This window comes from Microcystis sp. M_QC_C_20170808_M9Col (assembly GCF_007095495.1).
Classification (GTDB): Bacteria; Cyanobacteriota; Cyanobacteriia; order Cyanobacteriales; family Microcystaceae; genus Microcystis; species Microcystis aeruginosa.
Genome location: NZ_SFBZ01000281.1, coordinates 1 through 21,239, shown reverse-complemented (window position 1 = coordinate 21,239; position 21,239 = coordinate 1). Strand labels below are relative to the sequence as shown.

Here is a 21,239-nt window from a genome sequence, read left to right as displayed (position 1 = left end):
TTACAAAGACTTAATAGAAGGGATTGAATTGGCTATGTTAGAAGTTACTCAAAAAGATATTCGCAATTGGTTTACTCACTGTTGCTACTGTACCTCATAAGTCAGAGAATTGCTATAAACGACTCTTAGGAAACAATCATCCCCTTGTGGCAAGCTCCCTCAACAATTTAGCAGCATTGTACGATTCCCAAGGCAGGTACACAGAAGCGGAACCTCTCTATCTACAAGCATTAGATTTGAGAAAACAACTCTTAGGAGACAATCATCCCCTTGTGGCACTTTCCCTCAACAATTTAGCATACTTGTACGATTCTCAAGGCAGGTACACAGAAGCAGAACCTCTCTATCTAGAAGCGATTAATATTTTCAGGGAAAGATTAGGGGAAAATCATCCCCATACCCAAACCGTTTATCAGAATTATCTGAGGATGTTATCCCAATTACCCGAAGCATAATTAAGACAAGGGTTTCCCGATGAGGTGGTGGAGATGTTGAAACCAAAACCCCCTCATCCCTGAAAACAGTCTTAACTGTGATTGGAATGTTGAATGATGAACTATGACTAGGAACCTAGTTAAGAGTGGATTAGAGATGAAGATTGATTGAATAAACCAATCATAGTTAAGACCATTGGAAAATAGGGTCTGTAGGCGCACGGATTTTCCATCATGAATATAGTATCATGTCAAGTCGCCTTTGTCAAGAGAAAATTTAACAACATCCAGAAAAACGTAGGGTGCGTTAGACGGCAAAAATTTCCGCTTTAACTTCAAGCTAACAATCCGTCGTAACGCACCACCAATCATCGACTATGATTGAATTAATCACTGATAACTGATGACTGATAAAGCTATGACACTCAAAGAACAACTAATTAAAGAAATCGAGCAGACACCTGACACCCTTTTGACTGAATTACTTGACTTTTTGCTCTTTATCAAAGAACGACATACTGCAATAGAAATTACAGAAGAAGAGCAAGCTAACATAATCACTTCTGAATCAGCTTATCAAGCAGGAGACTATCTAACCCTCGAAGAATATGAGGCAACTCAAGCGTGAACTACAGAGTTATTATTCCGAAACCAGTTCAAAAACAACTAAACAACTTACCCAAACAACAACGCGAACGCTTAATTACTGCCATTAGACTACTTACCGATACACCTCGTCCTAGCGGAGTCAAGAAACTCAAAGGATATGATGACACCTACCGAATTAGAATAGGGGATTATCGCATCATTTACAAAATTCAAGATCAAGAAATGCTGATTATCATATTGAGTAGTATTCATCGAAAAGATGCTTATTGAACCTCTCGGTAGGTGGGTGGAGTGAGAACTATAAAACTATGTTGTCGCAACTCCGGCAAGCAGAATCAGGATGAGTTAGAGTTTAAATGCTTGGGAAAATAGGGTTCGCAGGCGCACGGCTTTTCCATTATGAATATAATATCATGTCAAGGGGCTTTTGTCAAGAGAAAATTTTTCTGACCCGGAAGTAATTCAACCTAGATAAAAACTGAGGATCAGAGCCACTAAAAAACTCATTAACAGGCATAAAATTCCGAAATAAAGGACGATTTTAGCACGGAAAGCTGATAGGAGGAGGATAAAAGCTTTAATATCAATGAGGGAAGCGACCAGTAAAAAAGCTAGAGTGGAACCGACGGACAGATTAGTAATTAAAGAACCGGGGACAAAAGTGCTAAGACTAGCATTAACAGCGAGGGTGAAACCAAAGAACAACTGGACGAGAATTTGAGTAGCGGGAGTATTCCCCCAGGCAATTAATTGACTCTGAGGTAATAATAGCTGAAAGACACTAGATATCGCACAGCCAATAATTAATAATCCCCCTAATTCCAGTGCTTCATCGATAAAGTTATCGAGAAATAGCTGCAGAGAAATTGGCCAAGCTTGCCTATCTCTAGTTTTATACTCATAAACAAGACTGCCGACTCTTTGTAGGGGTTGACCGGCTGCTTCCTCCGGTAAAAAACTGCCGGAAAGAACTAAACTTGATTCTAGGGGAATTTCGTTATCGGTGCGGGGTTTTTCCCGATAGAAACTAAAGAGAGTGCCGATAAAAATTGCCATTAACCACACCGAAAGCGATCGATAGAAGAAAATACTAGAATAGCTGAAAGTCTGCCAAGTTAGCCAAAGAGTGACGATATTTAGGGTAGGTGCAGCGGTGAGAAAGCTAAACACCACCCCCGGGGGTACTCCCTCTAATAAGAATCTTCTAGCGACGGGAATCGTGCCGTATTGTCCGACGGGTAGGATTAATCCGATTGTACTGCCAACGATCGCTCCTAAGACTCGATTACGGGGAAATATCGCCGCTAATCGCTGTTTGTTGACGAAAACCAGCAAAAAGCTGGAAACGGCTGCCCCGAAAAGTAAAAAGGGAAGCGAGGTCAAGAATAAACTAAGAAAAAAAGTAACAGCGATAGAAATTTGATTCATGAATAGGGTTCAAGATCGGAAGCTATCCTACAAAATAGCAGATAAGGTAAAAAGTAAAAAGATCGGTTTTAGATGCAACAATAGGTAGCTGGTTATAATTAAATTAAACATGGATTTTAGGTTCGATCCCCCCTAGCCCCCCTTGATAAGGGGGGAAGCCGAAGGCGGGGGGATCCCCCTTGATAAGGGGGGTGCCGATCCCCCCTTAGTCCCCCCTTAATAAGGGGGGCATCTGATAATTTTTAATGCCTACCTACTTAGGTTAGTTTGTTGAAATCAAAAATTAAAAAGAACGTAAAGCGATTAATTGTGCCTCAGCTTTATGAAGGGATTCTAACCATTCTTTTTCGGGATCACTATCGGCAACTATTCCCGCTCCCACTTGTCCCCAAACGGTGTTTAAATTCCCTTGAGCAGTCATTAATAGGGTACGGATGAGAATATTCAAATCTAAATGACCTCGTAGGTCAATATAGCCACAGGAACCATAGAATAAATTGCGTCGCACCGGTTCCAATTCTTCGATAATTTCTAGACAACGAACTTTCGGACAACCGGTAATTGTTCCCCCGGGGAAAAGAGCTTTAATTAAATCAATAGCATGATACTTTTTATCTAATTTTCCTTGAACATTACTGACCAAGTGCATAACATGACTATAACGCTCGATCGTCAGTAATTCATCCACATCAACCGATCCCCATTCACAAACTCTACCCAGATCATTACGTTCTAGATCCACTAGCATAATATGCTCGGCCCGCTCTTTTTTATTAGTTAATAGTTCCTCGGCCAATTGTCGATCGAGTGCCTCGGTTTTGCCCCGGGGACGGGTTCCAGCGATTGGTCTAGTGCTGGCTATTCCTCTTTCTAATTTTACCAATCTTTCGGGAGAACAACTAATCATTTCTCCCCAAGGGGTGCGCCAATAACTGGCAAAAGGAGAAGGGTTAATCTGTTGTAAACTGCGATAAATTTGCCATCCTTTTGCCCTAGTTGTGCTTTGAAATCTTAGGGATAAATTTGCTTGAAAAATATCGCCTTTTCTGATATAATCTAAGGCTTTTTTAACAGCTTTTTCGTAGTCGAGTTGAGAAGTATAAAAGATTAAGGGAGAGGGATGGGGATCGATAAACTCAAAATCGGGGTTAGTGGTTAAAGATTGTTCGTATTTATCTAAATCTTCGGGTTTAGTGGCAGCTAACCAGAGAATTTGTGCTTGGTGATCGAGAATGGCAAAACTATCCGGTTCATACCAATAAGCGACGGGAAAAGGGAGACTATCAGCTTTCCTGTCCGGTAATTTTTCTATTTCCCAAGCTAAATCGTAGCCTAACCACCCCAACCAACCGCCATGGAAGGGAAGATGATCGGGAAGATGATCACATCGGGTTTGGGGGAGTAAACTGCTTAAAAAGGGCAAAATTTCCCCTAGTGCGGGGGTCCAAAGCTGACGCGGGGAACCAGCACAAAGAGAGTAACGGGAGAGGGAATTACCCGGATAGGGACTTTCTAGTAAAGTAGCGATCGCATCTTGGGAGAATAAGCAGGCAAAAACCTCGGAACCGGTGCGCTGATGCAGAGGAAGCGATCGCCAATGCCATGCTAAAGGTTTTTGCATCTAAAATCGCGGGCCAAAATAGCTGGGAAATTGGGTATAACTAGGGTTTTGGTGTTAGTTGTGGGGGAGTTGATCTTTCCTATCTGCTAACACCTATTATCTTAGTCCTAAATTTTTGCTGCCTCGTAATTATCCCCGATAATCGAGGTCAATTTCTTTAGAACCGCCGCGCTGTAATTGGCCTAATAATTCCCCTAACTGACTCCAAACCAAACCACCGATAAAGATAGTCATCGGGAGAGAGATAGCGTAGGCAACCCAACCATTGAGAATAAATATATCTAATCCCGAGGCCAGGAAAAGACAGATTCCTACACAAATACCAATAAAAGGAATTTGTAAGGAACTGGATTTTAAAAGATTTTGATCGTCCGAACCCTTATTTTTATACCAATTGTTAACCACTTGCTTGAGACTAGCTTCAAAAGCGGCCCCGCAGGTAATACCGATAAATAAACCGGCAACAACCAGAAAATAGGGCGGTTGGGGCAGAAAATAATAATCCATAGAAAAAGTGATTAACCGATGATGACCTTAAACACTTTAACGCGAACTGGTTTCTCGCGGAAGGACAGCGGCCACACCTTGGGACGATAATTCCCGAAAAGCGCTCATGGCCACATCCAAGAGTCGCCGCGGTTGCAATTCTCCTTGAATTAAACTCCAGAGACGTTGCACTTCGGCAGTATGGAGACGGTCATCTTCCGTTAAAGCTAATAGCAATTGACGACGCAGATAACGACCTTCTTCCGAGAGAAGAAAAGTGATGCCTAATTGCGCGGTGGGCAGTAAATCGAAGTTACTTTCCGATCGAGCCATTGTAATCATGTTTTCTAGGCGTTGCCACTGGAATTTACCGTCTTTGAACAGTACATCCAGTAAACGCCGGCGCAGTTGCGGTGATTCCCCGGTCAGGAGACGTTTAGCGACGTAGGGATAGGCCACTTGGACGATTTTGAAGTTAGGATCGAGGGTGAGGGCTGCCCCTTCTTGGGTGACGAGGGAACGAATAATCAGGGCGAATTTGGCGGGAATCCGGAAGGGATACTCGTACATCAATTCGGAGAAATCATCGGTAATGGTGCGGAAATTGAAGTCACCGACCCTTTGACCGATGGCATTGCCTAAAACTCGTTCTAGGGCGGGAATAATTGGTTTTATATCGGTTTCTGGGGTTAAAAATCCCAGTTTGACAAAGTTGCTGGCTAGGTTTTCGTAGTCTTTGTTAATTAAATCGACGACGCAACTAGCGAGGGTTTCTTTAGTTTCCTCCTCTAACTGGTCCATCATGCCAAAATCGATATAGGCCATGCGACCATCAAAGGTGGCGAAAAGATTACCCGGGTGGGGATCAGCGTGGAAAAAGCCGTGTTCGAGGAGTTGCTGTAATCCGGAGGTTACGCCGATTTTAACGATATTATTGGGGTCTAATCCTAAAGCTTTGATGTTCTCGGTATCGGTGAGTTTATAGCCATCAATCCATTCTAGGGTGAGGACGCGGCGACCACTATAACGCCAGTAGATACTGGGAACTTTAACTTCGGGGTTATTTTGGAAGTTGGTGGCGAATTTTTCGGCGTTGCGACCTTCGTTTTGATAGTCGATTTCCTCAAAGAGTTTGGTGCCGAATTCATCGACAATCAGGGTGAGGTCGTGGCCGAGATTGAGGGGTAATAAACGGCCAAATTTTTGAGCGGCCCAGCGCATTAGGTATAAATCGAGGCTTAAAAGCCCCCGCAGCCCGGGCCGTTGCACTTTAACGGCTACTTCTTCACCGGTGGGGAGTATCGCTTTGTAAACCTGTCCTAAACTAGCGGCAGCCACAGGGGTGGGGGATATTTCTCGATAGGCTTTTTCTACAGGCATTCCCAATTCTGTCTCGATAATGGCAAAAGCAATGTCGTTATCGAAGGGGGGAAGTTGGTCTTGCAGTTTAACTAATTCGTCTAAAAAGTCTTTGCGAACGAGGTCGGGACGGGTAGAGAGAGCTTGACCGACTTTGATGAAGGTCGGACCCAAACGGGTGAGAATTTGCCTAAGTTCGCTGGCACGCCTGTATTTATTGGCTTCTTCTTGCTTTGTCCATTTGTCCCAGAGGAGACTGAGCAGAAATAATCCTAAAGACCAAATAATCACGAAAGCGCGACCGAACAATTGCCAAGGTTTGTAACGGTATTCTTGAGCGATCGCTTCTGCACTGTAAGGAGTGAACTGTGTTTCTTCTCGTTTCCCGTCAGTTTGACTGTCTTGATGCCGACTCACTAGCTAATCTCTATATATCTTACGCCACTTGATATTGTATCTAAGTTCCTGACATCAGTATACAAAACTACACATTATTTAATAATTGTTATAATTCCCTGAGAAATCATAAGTATTTATGGATGGACTGCCGGGGAAATTTTCGGCTAGTGGATGTCCTCAAGTACCTGATGGATATTTTCAACAAGCTGTTCTATAAAGGTAACGGCATCATTAACGAGATTTTCATCGATATTCCAGCGACTGCCAATGCCATAACTCGGGTCTATATCAGCTTCGTGGGCGATTTTGTTCCTTCGATCAACAATTATGCTAAGTTGGCTTTTAATATCTTTGGCTGGTTTATTTAGTTTGCTGGCCACTTATTCCCACAATTTCTTGGCTGAAATTAATCTAATGGCCTCCGCTATCTTGTCCGGTTGTTGAAAGCTTTTATATCTGAGGTTTTCTCTAATTTCAGTCTCTAGCCAATAATTACTATTAAGTTTGTTGGTGAGGAGATTTTCAATCATTGGTAGTACCTCGGAAATTGAGCGAGATTCTTGATCAAAAAAAGAACCGTAGTTTTGTTGAATTTCGTTCTCTAACCAAGAGCCAATACTAATAGCTATCAATCGTTCTTGTCGTGCGCCATTCAAGGAGACTTGAAAACGAGAAAAGGCAGATTGAGAACTGTTAGGAGTGGGAGAAGGTTCTGAACGTTGGCCTCGATAAATTTCTAGCATTCCTAGAGTAACCACTTCGTGAATATAATAATCTAAAGCGCTTACAGTCAGGACTAAAGCGGCTCTGAGGATATCCGATACATCTAGGGCGGAAGTAGTCTGAGATTTGAGGGAATTGTGGATAGCGATCAAGTCACGAACGCGGGCAAGACTAAGGCGAAATTGTTCAATGGCTAACTGCATAAATCTCGGAGGTAAGACCGATAACTTTGTCTGCTAAGTCAGAAAAAATCTTTTTAAAGTCCTCTTGTTTTTCTTGGGCTTTACCTAACACTTTACCCTGCCACTTAGCTGATTTCAATTGTTCAGCAGTTAGCGCAAAAACAGGCATTTGATGCTCTTGAGATAAGGCAATAAGACTATTAAAATTAGGAATTTTTACTAGAGTACAGCAGTCTGGTACACCATTCTGATCGTAGATAAATTTCGGTAGCATCATGCCATTTTTTCCTAGGGCTGGAATCATTTTATTGCCGATATTTTCCTCGATTGTGTTAATCCAGTTTTCAAAGGCTTTTGTTTCTTTTCCACGAATAATTCGATAGTTCTGAACAATAGTTCCCAAAAAATGTAGGTTAACTTCGGGGAAGGGATAGTTGGCGGTTTTGAGAATTGGTAAAGCACTAGCTGCCTTAGCCCATTGGTGCCACTTAGGCAAGATTTTAGTTAAAGAATCGATAGCCATAACCGAGAAAAAATCCGCTGTGGTTGGCACAATAAAAAAGTTGCTGGTCATCAGTATATTTTGATTGATTGACCCCAAACTGGGACTCATATCGATTAAAATATAGTCAGCTTGAAATCTTTCGGCAGTTTTGTCTAATAAATATGTAATCGCACCGGGGAGATTTTTTAAAGCCTGAATTGACCCACTAAGTTCTTGAGCAATACCTAGGGTAACTTCATATTCAGCTAATCCCACATGACCAGGCAGTAAAAATAAGTCATCACGACCATCAATAGGAATACAGTCCACAGCTTCGATTAATCTCGGTTGAGACTCAAAAGCAGGTGCTAAAGCTGTTTTAATATTAGAGTAAGTATTGTAGATGGCTTGTAGTCTTTCCTCCCTATCTTCACTTTCATTAGTCAAAGCCATACCAGTTAAGTTACATTGGGGATCGGTATCGACAATAATTACTCTTTTGCCCTTCTCAGCAAGCATCCAACCAAGGTTAAAAGTGGTTGTAGTTTTGCTCACTCCACCTTTATGATTAAAAAAAGCTATTTTTTGCACCATGGCATTAATTATATTTGAAGATTGTTGCCCTTGGTCATTATTGTAACATCAGTGTGGAGATTTTGCCATGATTTCTAGGCTAGAATCAGAGTTTCGGATTACTCGTTTTAATGCCTAGCAATTAAGGAAAAATTGCGCCATGGTTTCCACCCTAACACCCCCAACCAGATATTTAAGCAATTTCATCGGGATTAATGCCCAATTCCCGCAGCTTTTGGGCTAATTTTTCCGCCCGTTGTTGTTCTCGTTCTTTGGCTAATCTTTCCCGTTCTTTGGCTAATCTTTCCTGTTGCGCCGACTCTTGAGGGGTGGGAACCAATTCACCTGATTCGGTGAAATAGCGCAATTTATTGGCAAAAATCCCTAAATATAATCCCAGTTGCTTACTCCATAAATAACCGTTTTCATTGGGGGTAATCGGTTGGTATTGTCCCTCGATTAAAGTGAATCCTTGCCATTCTAAAGTATTAGGATCAAACCCAAAATACTCAGGAGTCCGGAAAGTATGCTGATATAGTTCCTTTTTGGCTTTTCTGTCCACATTAGCGGTGGAATCGGAGAGAATTTCGATGATTAGATTGGGATATTTACCCCCTTCTCCCCAGACAACCCAACTTTTCCGGGGACGTTTCTCTGTATCTAAAACCACGAAAAAATCTGGGCCACAAAAATCTCGCTGTTTTAGTTGTCTTTCGTTATAATAAATAGTCAAATTGCCCGAGGCATAGTAATCGTTTCTATCTTGCCAGAGCCAATCAAGACAAGATAATAATAAAATAATTTGTTGTAAATGCAGATCACTTTCCAAGGGTGGTTCATCACTCCATAAATCGGTGGGAGGACAGACAATATCGGTAGCAATATCTAGGGTTGTCATCGTTTATAAACCCATTGAGTCAATTTGGGGTGATTCTAGCCACAAGCCACAATCAATACAATTATATTATAAGTCCGATCGTTTTGCTTGTATATAGGGTGTTAGGAGTCGGTTGGGGAAGTCAGAATATCATGACCTCAATCCCCTTGGTTGAAGGACTTATAAAAACCAGAAAAAAGCAATTAAAATAACAGTGAGAGTGGCGGCAAAAATGAGAGCGTATTCAATTTTTTGATTGATAATACCAATAACCATGACTAGGGTAATTGCCAGAAGAAACACACCGATATAGACTAGATCTTGAGTACCTGAATTAACTAAATTATTATTTAAAGTCGTTGTGGGTGTGGGAGTTTGTAGAATTGTTGATGAGAGACTAATCGTGGAGGTAATGAACATAAATATTTATGACTACCATAGAACTAATTTTATACAGTAAACCGGACTGTCATCTTTGCGAAGGGTTGCTAGAGAAACTAGAAAAAATCCGTCAACCGGAGTGGCAGTTAGAAATTAGGGACATTACCAGTCGAGAGGATTGGTTTAACGCTTATCAGTACGAAATCCCCGTCCTCTGTCAAAAACTGGCCACGGGGGAAAAAATCCTTCCTCGTCTTTCCCCCCGGGCAAATGCCGAACAATTGGCCCGTCTTTTAGCCAATAATTTAACCTAGAGGCTAATTACCCGGACTAGGAATAACGACCGGACTAGGAGAGGGAGAAGACTGGGCGACCGGTTGCGGTTTGGCTGCGGGTTGAGTTTGATACCATTTAAAGTGTTGGTAGGCCGTGCGCGATATTTGTTGAATCAGAGTCCTAGCGTTACTATCATTGTGGGGACGTTTGACCATCACTGCTCCTAGATAGCGTTTCCCGTTAGGCATATCAATAATCCCCGCATCCGCTAACATCGAGCCAATATCACCGGTTTTATGGGCAATATCGGCGGATTTCTCGATACCTTGCGGCAGCAGGGTGCGAGTGCGCGTTTCCTGCATAATATTCAATAGACGATCGCGGGAACGTAAACTAAGTAATTCCCCTTGATTAACTTTTCCTAAGATTGTCACCAAATCTCTCGGACTTGTGGTATTGGTTCCTTCCAAATCAGGTAAAGCGTTATTAATTACCGTACTGGTCAAACCCCAAGCTTGAAAACGCTGATTAAGAGCCTTTTTGCCGCCCATGCGCTTAATTAACATATTAGTAGCGGTATTATCGCTAATTACGTTCATTTTAGTGGCGGTTTCTAGGGCAGTATAGGTTTTATTCGCTCCTAGATACTGCATATCCCCGGACCCACTGGCCATGACATCCTTAGTGGCCACAAGGGGTTCATCGAGACGAATTTTCCCCGCATCCACATCCTCAAAAAAGGCCACCAGAATCGGGATTTTAATCGTACTAGCGGCGGCAAAAATAGTATCTCCGCGAAAATTAGCGTAAGCACCGTTATCGAGGTCAATAAATAAAGCTCCCGCCTGTAATTTCGGATATTTGACCGCTAAAGCCTGTAATTTCCGGTTGAGGCTGCTGAGATTTTCGTTGAAAACTAACGTGGTCGGTTTTGGGGTGACGGGTTTGGGAGTCGGGGGATTGGTAGCGGTGGGTTTTGGATGTAGAGGTAATTTGCTCGGATCCACCACCGTTAAAACCGTACCAGCGATCGCACCTAAACCGACACCAAGGATAGAGAAGCGAAGAACCTGAAGGAGAAAAGAAGCGATTAGGTTAGTTTTACGCTGTTTTTTTGCCCTTTTAACCGGTAAAGACTTTTTTTTGTTGTTTGAGTCCATGGCCCTAGGGGACCCAGGGCCAGATTGGACTTTAGTAGGACGACGAGTTACTTGACGAGTCACGGTTTTCCTCAAGGGTATCCAGATTTATTATCGATCGCTAGGAGAATTTTTTTTCTTGCCCTTGAGACTATCAAGACCGAGAAAAAGTTGCCCGATACTTTCAATATGACCGATAATACCCCGCAGCAGGGCTAATTCCTCCACCGTGGGCTGGGCCCGATGATAAAATTGCCGGAATTTCTCCATCCTAGCGGCGGCGGTGTGGGGGTAAAGATAGCCAATTTTGAGCAAAAAGCTCTCCAAGTGCTGATAATAGCCTTCTAGAGCCTCAAAAGTGGCATTAGGGAGCGTTTCTAACTGGGGTTCGAGCCTATTTTCCGTCGCCATTTGGTACAGTTCGTAGGAGCAAACCGCCACCGCTTGGGCGAGATTGAGGGAGGAATATTGAGGATTAGCGGGAATACCGACAAAACGCTGGGCGTGGTTCAGTTCGCTGTTACTTAAACCCCGGTCTTCTGGCCCGAAAATTAAGGCCGATTCCAGGTTAGGGGTGAGTAACCAGGGTAAGGCGGTCCGGGGTGTTTCGAGGGGAGTATTCAGGTGACGGGGTTTCGAGGTGGTGGCAATGATGCGATGACAACCCTGCAAAGCTTCCCCCAGGGTGGCTACCCGTGAACAGTTTTCTAGGACTTCAATCCCGTGTACTGCCATGCGTCGCGCTTCTTCTGCAAGGATATCACAGGCAGGATTGACGATAATTAAGCGACTTAAGCCCATATTCCGCATAATTCTGGCGGTGGAACCCACATTTAAGGCTCCGGCTGGTTCAACTAAAATAATTCTCAGGCGATCAAGTGGGGAACTCTGATTATTTTCATCTACACTCATAGATAAGGCGCAGTTTTTGACTTTTTAATTTTAATCATGGCACGTCAGATATCGAAGTCCGATCTTCCCAGTAAAATTTGTCCCGTTTGCGGTTTATCCTTTACTTGGCGCAAAAAGTGGCAAAACTGTTGGCATGAGGTCAAATACTGTTCAGAACGCTGTCGTCGTCGCAAGTCCTCGGTGAATCAGTAGATCTCCTGCAAACAGCAAAAATCTTCCCTTAGGTGAGGAGACAGGAGACAGCTGATCAGGGATCAGATTTGAGTTTTTAGTTCACTGTTTACTAATCCGGTGAAAAAGCGTTCGACTGACGGCTGACGGTTTAGATGGATAATTAATTGTTTTAGGTACTCTATTAGCTTTTAATTTTACGGCTAATTTAGTAAGCTGATATTTGGCTAAATTAACTTTTTCTTAAGAGAATCTGAATGCACATTGCCTGGTTAGGAAAAAAATCTCCTTTTTGCGGTAACGTTACCTATGGGCGAGAAGTGACTAATTCCCTGCTCGATCGAGATTATCAAGTCAGTTTTCTGCATTTTTCTTCCGAAAAACCCAGCGTAGGCGATTGGCCCGACTTTTACGACGAAATCACCCTGCCACGTCTCTATAGTTCCCAAGTCTATACTATTCCCACCCTGAAATCGAGTCGGGTTCTACAGGATAAACTCAGGGAACTGAAACCCGATCTAGTTCATGCGTCCTTACCCCTGTCTCCCCTCGATTTTCTGCTACCAGAAATTTGTGAGTCTTTAGATTTGCCTCTGGTGGCGACTTTTCACCCAGCTTTTGATAGTAAAATTCGCAATCTCATCTCCAGTACCCAATTATTAACCTACCAACTACACGCCCCTTTTTTAGCTAATTACGATAAAGTAATTATTTTTTCCACCTCTCAACGGGATTTTTTAGTTAAATTGGGAGTTCCCGAAGAAAAATTAGCAATTATTCCCAATGGGGTTGATGTTAATAAGTATTGTCCAGGACCCTCGAATATTAAAGCTCAATATAATGCCGATTGTTTATTTGTTTATCTCGGTCGGATCATGCCGGAGAAAAATGTAGAATCTTTATTGAAAGCTTGGAAAAAAACCAGTTTAGGTGATAGATGCAAACTGCTCATTGTGGGCGATGGTCCGTTAACTCCTTCCCTTAAACCTTTTTATGGAGAAGAAGATGGTATTATCTGGTTAGGTTTTATCGGCGATGAAAATAAACGAATTGAAATTTTGCGCGGGGTTGACGGCTTTATTTTACCCTCATTAGTGGAAGGTTTATCGATTTCCCTCTTAGAAGCGATGGCCTGCGGTGTTGCTTGTCTGGCCACGGATGTGGGGGCCGATGGGGAAGTGTTAAAAGGTGCGGGAATAGTTCTAGATACTAAAGGACTAATTACCCAACTAAAAACTCTCTTGCCCGTATTACGAGAGCATCCCGAATTAACAACAATTTTCGGACAAAAAGCCCGTCAAAGAGTTTTAGACTCTTACAGTCTCAGCAAAAATATCGATCGCTTACAGTTAGTTTATCAAGAAGTGTTAGCCAAAAAACAATCTTCTCTTAGCTACTTTCACTAAGGAATTTATATGACGATTGCCCGGACAATTTGCTTGGGATTTATTGCGGTAATTTTAGCGGGAACTTCCCTGTTGATGTTGCCTGTTTCTACCACTAGCGGCACTTGGAATGACCCAATTGTTGCCCTCTTTACCTCCACTTCTGCTGTCTGTGTTACGGGTTTAGCAGTAGTAGATACGGGGACTTATTTTTCTTTTTGGGGTCAATTATTTATTGCTTTATTAGTGCAAGTGGGGGGTTTGGGTTATATGACCACTACCACTTTTTTAATGTTATTAATTGGGCGAAAATTTGACCTGAGACAGAAGTTAGCAATTCAAGAATCCTTCGATCGACCTTTCCTACAAGGTAGTCAAAGTTTAATGAAATCAGTGATTGCTACTACTCTAGTTTTTGAGTTAACAGCAACTTTGGTTATGTTAACTGTCTTCGCCCAAAAGTATGATTTTAGATATGCGGTGTGGTTATCTTTATTTCATAGTATTAGTGCTTGGAATAATGCGGGTTTTGGCTTGTTTAAAGATAACTTAATGTCCTATCAGTCTTCAATTATTATTAACTTATCTATCACAGGATTGATCATTTTTGGAGGTATCGGCTATCAGGTAATTATCGAGTTTTACACTTGGTTTATTTACCGCTTTCAATATAAACGAAAAGGCTTTGTTTTTTCCCTTAACTATAAAGTTGCTATCAGCACAACTATATTTTTATTAGTGATAGGAACCTTGGCTTTTTTACTTACTGAACAGGGAAATGGTGACACTTTGGCTAATTTATCAATTAAAGATAAATTGCTGGCCGCTTGGTTCCAATCGGTAACATCGAGAACAGCAGGATTTAATACCATTGATATTGGTAAAATTTCCGTAGAAGGTTTATTAATTACCATGGCTTTGATGTTTATAGGAGCCAGTCCTAGCGGTACAGGGGGAGGTATTAAAACCACAACTGTTAGGATTTTATATAACTGTACCCGCTCGGTTTTAAGAGGTCGTGAAGAAGTGACTCTTTATCAAAGACGCATTCCCATGCCGTTAATTTTAAAGTCAATGGCGGTGGTTTTTGGTTCGGTTATAGCGATTATTATCTCCACCCTAGCCATCTCATTTGTGGAGACAGATTTTCAAATGATTCAGCTGTTTTTTGAGGTAGTTTCTGCCTTTGGAACTGTCGGCCTATCTATGGGGATAACCGCCGCTTTATCGCCGATTTCTAAGTTAATTATTGTTTTTATGATGTATTTGGGACGGGTAGGAGTTATACTTTTAATAGCGGCTATCATCGGCGATCCGAAACCAACAGTTATTAATTACCCCGAAGAAAACCTTTTAGTGGGATAATTAATATCAATTATCAGTTATCAGTTATCAGTTTCTCCTGTCTCCCCACTCATTGACACTAGCATTTTAAATGCGTAACAGTTTAACTTCAAATTATGCAATCAATTAAATTTTTTAGTAGTATGCGTCCCCAAAATCGTCAATTTGCCGTCATCGGATTAGGCAGATTTGGGCGCGCCGTCTGTGAAACCTTACGCAAACAAGGTTATCAAGTAGTAGCGACAGATATTGACGAAGGATTAGTAGCACAAGCGTTATCCGATCGAATAGTAGATAATGCGATCGAGCTTGATTCTACCAAACCTAACGCCCTGCGAGAAGCGGGAATTTTTGAAACCGATACGGTGATTGTCGCTATTGGTAAATACGTGGAAGAAAGTATCATTACTACTCTCAATTGTAAGGAAGCAGGGGTTAATTTTGTCGCCGCTAAAGCCTCCACAGAAATCCATGGAAAATTACTCAAAAAAGTTGGTGCAGATTTAGTAGTTTTTCCCGAATACGATGCTGGTTGTGAGTTAGCGCACCGTTTAACTAGACCATCAATTTTAGAACGATTTGATCTCGATCCCGAACATAGTATTGTCGAGTTAAAAGTCCCGGAAGCTTTTCACGGTAAAACCCTAGCAGAGTTAGAAATTCGTAATCGTTATGGGTTAAATATTGTCGCTGTCGGTAATGCGGAAAAATTCAAGATTAACCCCAATCCCCAAGAAAGATTACACAAGGATTTAGCCATGGTGGTAATTGGTTCTAACCGAGATATTCAGCGTTTACCGATGTAAATTTTAGTCAAATAGATGAAGGCGATTTTTTAGCCGTCAGCCTTTTAGCCGTCAGCCGTCAGCTTTTTTCTCCTGATATCCCTGTTCACTGATAACTGATAACTGATAACTGATAACTGATAACTGATAACTGATAACTGATTAATTTCCTCGCCAAAAGACAATCGAATTATTGAGAGGTTGAATGGTGGTGCCGGGATAATAGAAAGCGAGAATTTGTTCGGGAGACCAACCCAAACGGGCTAAATTATAGGAACCAAATTGACTTAATCCTACCCCGTGGCCAAAACCGCCACCAATAAAGTTATAACCCTGGATCTGTCGATTGGTATCGTAGATAGGATCGATGTAGAATAGGGTACTGCGAGGCGGTCCCAAAGCACTACGCACCTCATTTTTATGCAGTTCCAAAATCCCCTTATCGGTTTGAACGGTCATAGTCAGAATCCGACCGGAAGGAGAGCGCTTAGTCACTTCCATCCATTGGATTTTCTGGAAATGGGCGAGGGGATGTTTTCTGCGTTTTAGATAGGTTTCTAGGTCTTGACTCAAATCAGCTAAAGAAGCTTGTTTTTGCCAGCGAAAAACCCGTCGGCCCGTCTCATTAAAACCATCTTTAAGATTAATAAACTGGCGAAAAGTTGTCTCATTAGCGAGAGATTGTTTCGACAGGTCCCAGACTCGATTGGGGGAGTCCACCACTGCCCGGAGATAAGGTCTTTCCTCCCCATCCCAAACATCACTAAAGAGGGCAGTTATTCCGCCGGTGGTAGAGGAATAAAGGGCATCCACTAACTCATTTTGGTAGGTTAAAACTAGGCCTCGCGTGGCTGTGATCGCTTGATCAGCCCGGGGATTAGTTCCCGTCAATCCATAATAAACTTGACAATGGGTATCGGCACAGAGTTCGTAATTATCGGCTTGAAAACGGCGGAGATTGCGGAGGGCGTAGGTACGGGCGATAATAGTTTGCGCTTGGGTGGCGCTTTCCGGGGCATCATGACCGATTTCGTGGGGTACAACCCCGCGCAGGTAGGTTTCGAGGGGAACGTTATTAACTAGGGTAAAAGTGCCGTAGGCGTTGGGCTGTAGGCGCATAGTTCCCCCGTACAAACGTAACTGATCGGGGCTATGGGTGACTTGAATCAGGTTTTTTTGGCTCTCGATTTCTAATTCTTTGGGAAAATAGCGCACCCCGTTGATCTGGAAAGAAACTTGCGGCTTTTCTTTGAGTAAAACACTATTAATATAGGGTTGATTGTGGCCTTTGGTTTGCAAACTGGTCAGCAACCAACGTCGCACTAGGGGATTTTCATAAACTTCTCGCTTTGCCCAGACCTGCCAGCGTCCGGGTTGGGTAATTTCCACTTTAATGCCCATTTTTGCCCAATTTTTGGCACTATTTTCGGCGGTTTCAAAGGTGGCGTGGTCGCTCAAAATGACTTTTTCTTGGAGGATGGGAGAAGCGAGAGGACGGGGAATAACTTCTAATTGTAGGCGATTGGTTTGCAGGGTTTGGGATTGGCCATCTTCTCCCACCACGCGCAGGGTGAGATTATCACCACTGGTACTACTCAGGGTTAATTTTTCCTTGGCTTCATCGCCAAAACGTTGGACAATGCCCACTCTCAGAAGGACATCCTTGGCTATAGCGGCAGGAATTAGGGTTAAACTGAGCAAGATCGCCGCAGTTATGGAACCGATGCTAATTATTTGTTTTTTTTCCTTGATTTTTAGCATAAAGTCAAGTATCTGTTAATAAGTTTTCATAAAAGTTGAGGATATTCAGAGATTATAGCAGCAAGCCGTTAGGGGAATAGGGTAATGGGGAGGTGGGGAAGTGGGGAAATGGGGGAATGGGGAAGTGGGGGAATGGGGAAATGGGGAAATGGGGGAGTGGGGAAGTGGGGGAGTGGGGAGGTGGGGAAGTGGGGGAATGGGGAAATGGGTAATTTCAGCTAAAACCCTAAAACCCTCAAACCCTCAAACCCTAACACCCTAACACCCTAAAACCCTCAAACCCTCAAACCCTAACACCCTCAAACCCTAAAACCCTAAAACCCCAACACCCAACCACCAACAAAGCATCTAACTTCCCCCATCGCTGATAATGCGTAAACGTACCATTTTCTGGCCACCTTCATCCAGTTCCACTTCGATCACTTCACTGGTTAAACTTTCCAAACAGGTTAACATCGATCGCAGATGGGGATTACTTGCTCCCGTATCCACATAGAGGCGATCAGACAAACTACCTAAACGTTTCCAAGTAGTATAAAGTTTAGCTACGGCTTGCTCTAATTGTGTGGCTTGTTTAACCAGGTCCGCCGCCGTATTTAGACAATCGACGCGCAAAGCTTCTTCTAGAGCCATTTCGATATCTAAATTACCCCGTCGGAGAGTTTGTACTTGGGCCGCCGCATCGAGATATTTGGCTAAACTGCGTGCTTCCGAGGTGATTAATTTTACCGTGTCCACATCGGGATTAGCGGCGATTTCTTGACGGAGAGTGTCGATATGAGTATCGGGTAACTTTTCTAATTCTTTCACTAAGGGAGCGAGATGACGCGCCGGTAAACTGCCATCGCTGGCTTTTTCCTTCACTTCATCGGGTAGTAAATCTGAACTCATCGCTGTCCATTCATCGGCCAATTGCTTCACCTCCCGACGGGTAATTCTCTCCCCTTGTCGGGCCGCATCACTGACTAATTTTTGAATTTCGGGGGCAGATTTGGCCGTTTCTACGAAGGCGCGTTTACTAAAATTATTGATACTATCGGGATCCAGTTGTCCTTCCGCCAGGAGAGTATCGGCACTATTAGCCAATTGAATCAGAGCATAAGCTTGACTTTTAGTGATTTCTCGCTGTTTTAACCAGTTCAAAAAGCCTGTACCGCGACTATCACCGCCTTGCTTTTCCCGGTCGCGAATAGCTCGCAAAATTCGCCCCCGCCAGATTTCCGTTTGCAAATCAAAGCGATCGCAAACTTTCCAAAAAGAATCCAGTTGCTGCTGAAAGTCATGATCTTGGATGGTTTCATCTTCGGGATCCGGCAGTTGAAAGTTAAACTCTAGAGGCGTTTCAAAGGCATCAATGATCGCGGAGGTGTCGGAGGAGAACGTCGCAGCATCAACCATAGGATAGACTCGGCAGTTAATCAGGCATTTTATCTTAACTCGCTCTGGCAACCCCCGACAAGCCGATTAATCATCAGGTAAAACCCCACACCCCACACCCAACCCCCCCGATGTCGGGGGGGTTGGGGGCCACACCCTGTCCCCACGAACAACTTTTTCATCAAACCCTAGTTAGGAGAAGCATTGGGGGGAGTGGGACTGGTGACAGGTGCGGAAGGTGTCGTCACTGGGGTGGGACTGGTGACAGGTGCGGAAGGTGTCGTCCCGGTCGTGGGACTCGGACTGGTGACAGGTGCGGAAGGTGTCGTCCCGGTCGTGGGACCGGTGACAGGTGCAGGAGAAATCGATGGATTGGAAGCGGGATGACGACTCAGGAATTGCCAAGCGATCGCAGCCAGCAAACCGAGAACACCGACAGCGATCGCTACTACGACTAGGGGTGAAACCCTAGTGAGCGCGGGGGGAGAAGTCCGACTAGGAACAGAAGAAGATGCAGGGGGGGGAGTGGGTATTGCTGTGACCACTTCTTCTCCGGGGTAGGTGTCCCCGCTGTAATCAAAATCTTGGTCATTAAGATCGGGAATAATCCGTTCTTTGGCCTCAGCATAAACTAAAGGCCTGACAGGTTCAGCCGCAGGAACTACCCGACAATAAACTAGGGCGATGGTGGAGTTATCGTGACCGTTTTTCTGGTTAGCTAGTTGTAATAAACTTTCCCCCACGGCGGTTACATTTTTCTCTCCTCGCAAAAGAGGCACAATTTCACTGTCCCAGTATTGTTCTACCCGATCGTAATCACTTAAACCATCGGAACAGAGGAGGAAAACACAGTCTTGATCAATAATCAACCTCTGAACGGTGGGATGGAGATTATTGGCGCTACTCATGCCCAAAGCTTGCACCAAGGCCCCGGCGTTGGGATACTGTATGGCATCACGATAGAGGAGATAGCCTAATTTCACTTCCCTAGAAGCGAGATCGTCATCCACCGTCACTTGATGACAACTGTGGGCAGTAATCCAATAGATGCGGGAATCCCCCACATGGGCCGCGTACATTTCCTGGGCCTGGGCAAAAGCCATAACTAGAGTCGTACCCATGCGCTGACGATCTTGTCTTGACTCCTGATCATTGCGTTGACTGATCAGATCATTGGTGACACGAATCGCCTGTTCGAGGATAAGACTGTAACTATCGGGATAGATTTCAATATTAGTGGTGGGACTGGGATTAATTTCCCTAGACAGGGTTTCGATCGCCAATTGAGCAGCGATTTCGCCCCCTTCCTGACCGCCGATGCCATCACAGACAATCGCCAGGGGATTTTGACCATGAGCGAGGGTTGTGGCCTGATTAGTCGGGGGATAACAGGCATCCTCGTTGTGTTCCCGCAGCAGACCGGTATCGGTGCAGGTAAAAATCTCATAGCTGCGTTCTTGACCTCCACCGTAGTGCTGTAGTGCATAATCGAGGATAGCGATCAGGGATTCTGGGCGATCGAGATCACCGGATTCTAGTTCCTGGGTCAGGGATGCGAGAAAATCTTGAATATTAGCGGCTGCCGTCGGCATCAGACCGGCCCACAGGGCCCCTAAATCTCGTAAATTGGGAGCGGTAGCCTCGTCTTTGCTTAATTCTAGCAATTGCAGCAGCTGATCATTCACTCTCGTCAGTGAAGGGTTGAGCAGACTAGAGACCACAGCTTTTCTCTGAAGGGGATACCAGAGTGTGGCCATTTGCCATAACCAGTGAATTTGCCTTAAATCGGAAGCTTGCGACCAAACCTCGGCCAGAGTGGGCAATAGTTCTGGATAAATTAATTCTCCCGTTTCGTCGAGGGGAATAGTGCCGTACTCCAACAGCCAGATGTCCATATTCAGGCGTTCATCGGGACTGGGAATATAGCCATAGACTTGGGGAATGTGGAGATGGAAGGGTAACAATTTTAGGTAGAGGGAAATCCAGCTAGGAGGTTCGTCCGGCGCTTGGGGTGCTTGAGCGGGTTTAGTATCAAGAACAATTTGTGGTTGTTTGACCAAATAACGATTATCAATTAGCTCGCCCACATGATAATAGGTTCTCACCCAATCACCCATCATCCATAAATAGCGCTTAACTAAAGGAGTACCGCACTTTTCACAGAATCTATTAGTGAGAGCGTTCGGGGATAGACAGGTTAGGTTTTGACATTGGAGGGTTGTCACGGAATCCATGAAAACTGCTGACTCCTAAAGCGCGATTAGTATAGGTTATTAAAGTAGCGTGTTTTTATCCACGTTGACTGCCAGTGTATTGCAGTGTTTCCCAAATTTTACCCTTTGTGGCTCGAGCGGGAATAATTAATGCTGACAGTGCCATCTCTATAGGTATTGTAAAGTTTCAATAGAAATATGGTCATATATAGTCATTCATGGTAATATGTACAGACAAAACTATCGGACTAGGCAAAAAAAACAGGAATAAGTTATCGAACGGCTTGGAGGTGGTGGAAACAAGGGAATTTAACAGGCTA

At 43.7% G+C, this 21,239-nt stretch carries 22 protein-coding genes and 1 pseudogene; 9 read left to right on the top strand and 14 right to left on the bottom strand.

The annotated features are described in order from the left end of the window. The 4 genes and pseudogenes from EWV68_RS17915 to EWV68_RS17900 all read left to right on the top strand — a co-directional run. Positions 1–100: pseudogene (locus tag EWV68_RS17915) on the top strand (IS630-like element ISMae26 family transposase); the annotation flags it as partial. 46 nt (positions 101–146) lie between these two features. Next, positions 147–455, top strand: coding sequence for a tetratricopeptide repeat protein (locus EWV68_RS17910; protein ID WP_287170587.1), 309 nt, complete (start codon positions 147–149; stop codon positions 453–455). Positions 456–852: 397 nt separating this feature from the next. After that, entirely contained in the window at positions 853–1,062 is a 210-nt protein-coding gene (locus EWV68_RS17905) for a DUF2281 domain-containing protein (protein WP_287170588.1), read from the top strand. Beyond that, complete coding sequence (locus tag EWV68_RS17900; RefSeq protein ID WP_002760924.1) at positions 1,059–1,313, top strand: type II toxin-antitoxin system RelE family toxin; 255 nt, start codon at positions 1,059–1,061, stop codon at positions 1,311–1,313. Before EWV68_RS17905 ends, EWV68_RS17900 begins: the two co-directional genes overlap by 4 nt. A 192-nt stretch (positions 1,314–1,505) precedes the next feature. On the opposite strand, the gene EWV68_RS17895 is transcribed toward EWV68_RS17900, so the two are convergent. The 9 genes from EWV68_RS17895 to EWV68_RS17855 form a co-directional block, all read right to left on the bottom strand. Next, positions 1,506–2,471, bottom strand: coding sequence for a permease (locus EWV68_RS17895; RefSeq protein ID WP_287170586.1), 966 nt, complete (start codon positions 2,469–2,471; stop codon positions 1,506–1,508). Between the two features lie 283 nt (positions 2,472–2,754). Continuing rightward, positions 2,755–4,092, bottom strand: a complete 1,338-nt coding sequence (locus EWV68_RS17890; RefSeq protein ID WP_061432902.1) for an anthranilate synthase component I — start codon at positions 4,090–4,092, stop codon at positions 2,755–2,757. Positions 4,093–4,221: 129 nt separating this feature from the next. Beyond that, positions 4,222–4,599: a hypothetical protein gene (locus EWV68_RS17885; RefSeq protein ID WP_002801269.1), complete on the bottom strand. Its 378-nt coding sequence runs from the start codon at positions 4,597–4,599 to the stop codon at positions 4,222–4,224. 36 nt (positions 4,600–4,635) lie between these two features. Beyond that, entirely contained in the window at positions 4,636–6,354 is a 1,719-nt protein-coding gene (locus EWV68_RS17880) for an ABC1 kinase family protein (RefSeq protein ID WP_287170584.1), read from the bottom strand. Between the two features lie 146 nt (positions 6,355–6,500). Continuing rightward, the gene (locus tag EWV68_RS17875; RefSeq protein ID WP_287170581.1) at positions 6,501–6,716 is read right to left on the bottom strand and encodes a HEPN domain-containing protein; all 216 of its coding nucleotides are present in this window, start codon (positions 6,714–6,716) and stop codon (positions 6,501–6,503) included. Further along, positions 6,717–7,262, bottom strand: a complete 546-nt coding sequence (locus EWV68_RS17870; RefSeq protein ID WP_287170579.1) for a hypothetical protein — start codon at positions 7,260–7,262, stop codon at positions 6,717–6,719. Then, positions 7,246–8,319, bottom strand: coding sequence for a ParA family protein (locus EWV68_RS17865; RefSeq protein ID WP_147070345.1), 1,074 nt, complete (start codon positions 8,317–8,319; stop codon positions 7,246–7,248). Before EWV68_RS17865 ends, EWV68_RS17870 begins: the two co-directional genes overlap by 17 nt. A 172-nt stretch (positions 8,320–8,491) precedes the next feature. After that, complete coding sequence (locus tag EWV68_RS17860; RefSeq protein ID WP_287170577.1) at positions 8,492–9,196, bottom strand: Uma2 family endonuclease; 705 nt, start codon at positions 9,194–9,196, stop codon at positions 8,492–8,494. Between the two features lie 159 nt (positions 9,197–9,355). Beyond that, positions 9,356–9,595, bottom strand: coding sequence for a hypothetical protein (locus tag EWV68_RS17855; RefSeq protein ID WP_287170576.1), 240 nt, complete (start codon positions 9,593–9,595; stop codon positions 9,356–9,358). An 8-nt stretch (positions 9,596–9,603) separates the two neighbouring features. Between EWV68_RS17855 and EWV68_RS17850 the strand changes: the two genes are divergently transcribed. Then, positions 9,604–9,870 carry a glutaredoxin family protein gene (locus EWV68_RS17850; RefSeq protein ID WP_002750529.1) on the top strand — a complete coding sequence of 89 codons (267 nt, stop codon included), beginning with the start codon at positions 9,604–9,606 and terminating at the stop codon, positions 9,868–9,870. 3 nt (positions 9,871–9,873) lie between these two features. On the opposite strand, the gene EWV68_RS17845 is transcribed toward EWV68_RS17850, so the two are convergent. Together EWV68_RS17845 and EWV68_RS17840 are read right to left on the bottom strand one after the other, a co-directional pair. Then, a complete protein-coding gene (locus EWV68_RS17845; RefSeq protein WP_287170575.1) occupies positions 9,874–11,055 on the bottom strand; it encodes a serine hydrolase in 1,182 nt (393 codons plus the stop codon). Positions 11,056–11,082: 27 nt separating this feature from the next. Further along, positions 11,083–11,883, bottom strand: coding sequence for an RNA methyltransferase (locus EWV68_RS17840; RefSeq protein WP_045360591.1), 801 nt, complete (start codon positions 11,881–11,883; stop codon positions 11,083–11,085). 36 nt (positions 11,884–11,919) lie between these two features. Here EWV68_RS17840 and EWV68_RS17835 point away from each other — a divergent pair, with 36 nt between their 5' ends. The 4 genes from EWV68_RS17835 to EWV68_RS17820 all read left to right on the top strand — a co-directional run bounded on the left by EWV68_RS17835 (position 11,920) and on the right by EWV68_RS17820 (position 15,589). Further along, positions 11,920–12,075, top strand: a complete 156-nt coding sequence (locus EWV68_RS17835) for a DUF2256 domain-containing protein (RefSeq protein WP_071825010.1) — start codon at positions 11,920–11,922, stop codon at positions 12,073–12,075. 236 nt (positions 12,076–12,311) lie between these two features. Next, positions 12,312–13,460 carry a glycosyltransferase family 4 protein gene (locus EWV68_RS17830; RefSeq protein ID WP_287170574.1) on the top strand — a complete coding sequence of 383 codons (1,149 nt, stop codon included), beginning with the start codon at positions 12,312–12,314 and terminating at the stop codon, positions 13,458–13,460. A 9-nt stretch (positions 13,461–13,469) separates the two neighbouring features. Further along, entirely contained in the window at positions 13,470–14,804 is a 1,335-nt protein-coding gene (locus EWV68_RS17825) for a TrkH family potassium uptake protein (protein ID WP_061432894.1), read from the top strand. Between the two features lie 95 nt (positions 14,805–14,899). Beyond that, positions 14,900–15,589 (top strand): potassium channel family protein, encoded by a 690-nt coding sequence (locus tag EWV68_RS17820; protein WP_046662432.1) that lies wholly within the window; start codon positions 14,900–14,902, stop codon positions 15,587–15,589. A 141-nt stretch (positions 15,590–15,730) separates the two neighbouring features. Here EWV68_RS17820 and EWV68_RS17815 read toward each other — a convergent pair whose 3' ends face one another. The 3 genes from EWV68_RS17815 to EWV68_RS17805 all read right to left on the bottom strand — a co-directional run bounded on the left by EWV68_RS17815 (position 15,731) and on the right by EWV68_RS17805 (position 20,940). Further along, on the bottom strand, positions 15,731–17,329 hold the full coding sequence (locus EWV68_RS17815; protein ID WP_287170572.1) for a SpoIID/LytB domain-containing protein: 1,599 nt from the start codon (positions 17,327–17,329) through the stop codon (positions 15,731–15,733). 348 nt (positions 17,330–17,677) lie between these two features. After that, complete coding sequence (locus EWV68_RS17810) at positions 17,678–18,727, bottom strand: hypothetical protein (RefSeq protein ID WP_002798288.1); 1,050 nt, start codon at positions 18,725–18,727, stop codon at positions 17,678–17,680. A gap of 167 nt (positions 18,728–18,894) precedes the next feature. Next, on the bottom strand, positions 18,895–20,940 hold the full coding sequence (locus tag EWV68_RS17805; protein ID WP_287170570.1) for a PP2C family protein-serine/threonine phosphatase: 2,046 nt from the start codon (positions 20,938–20,940) through the stop codon (positions 18,895–18,897). Positions 20,941–21,239: the final 299 nt, after the last annotated feature.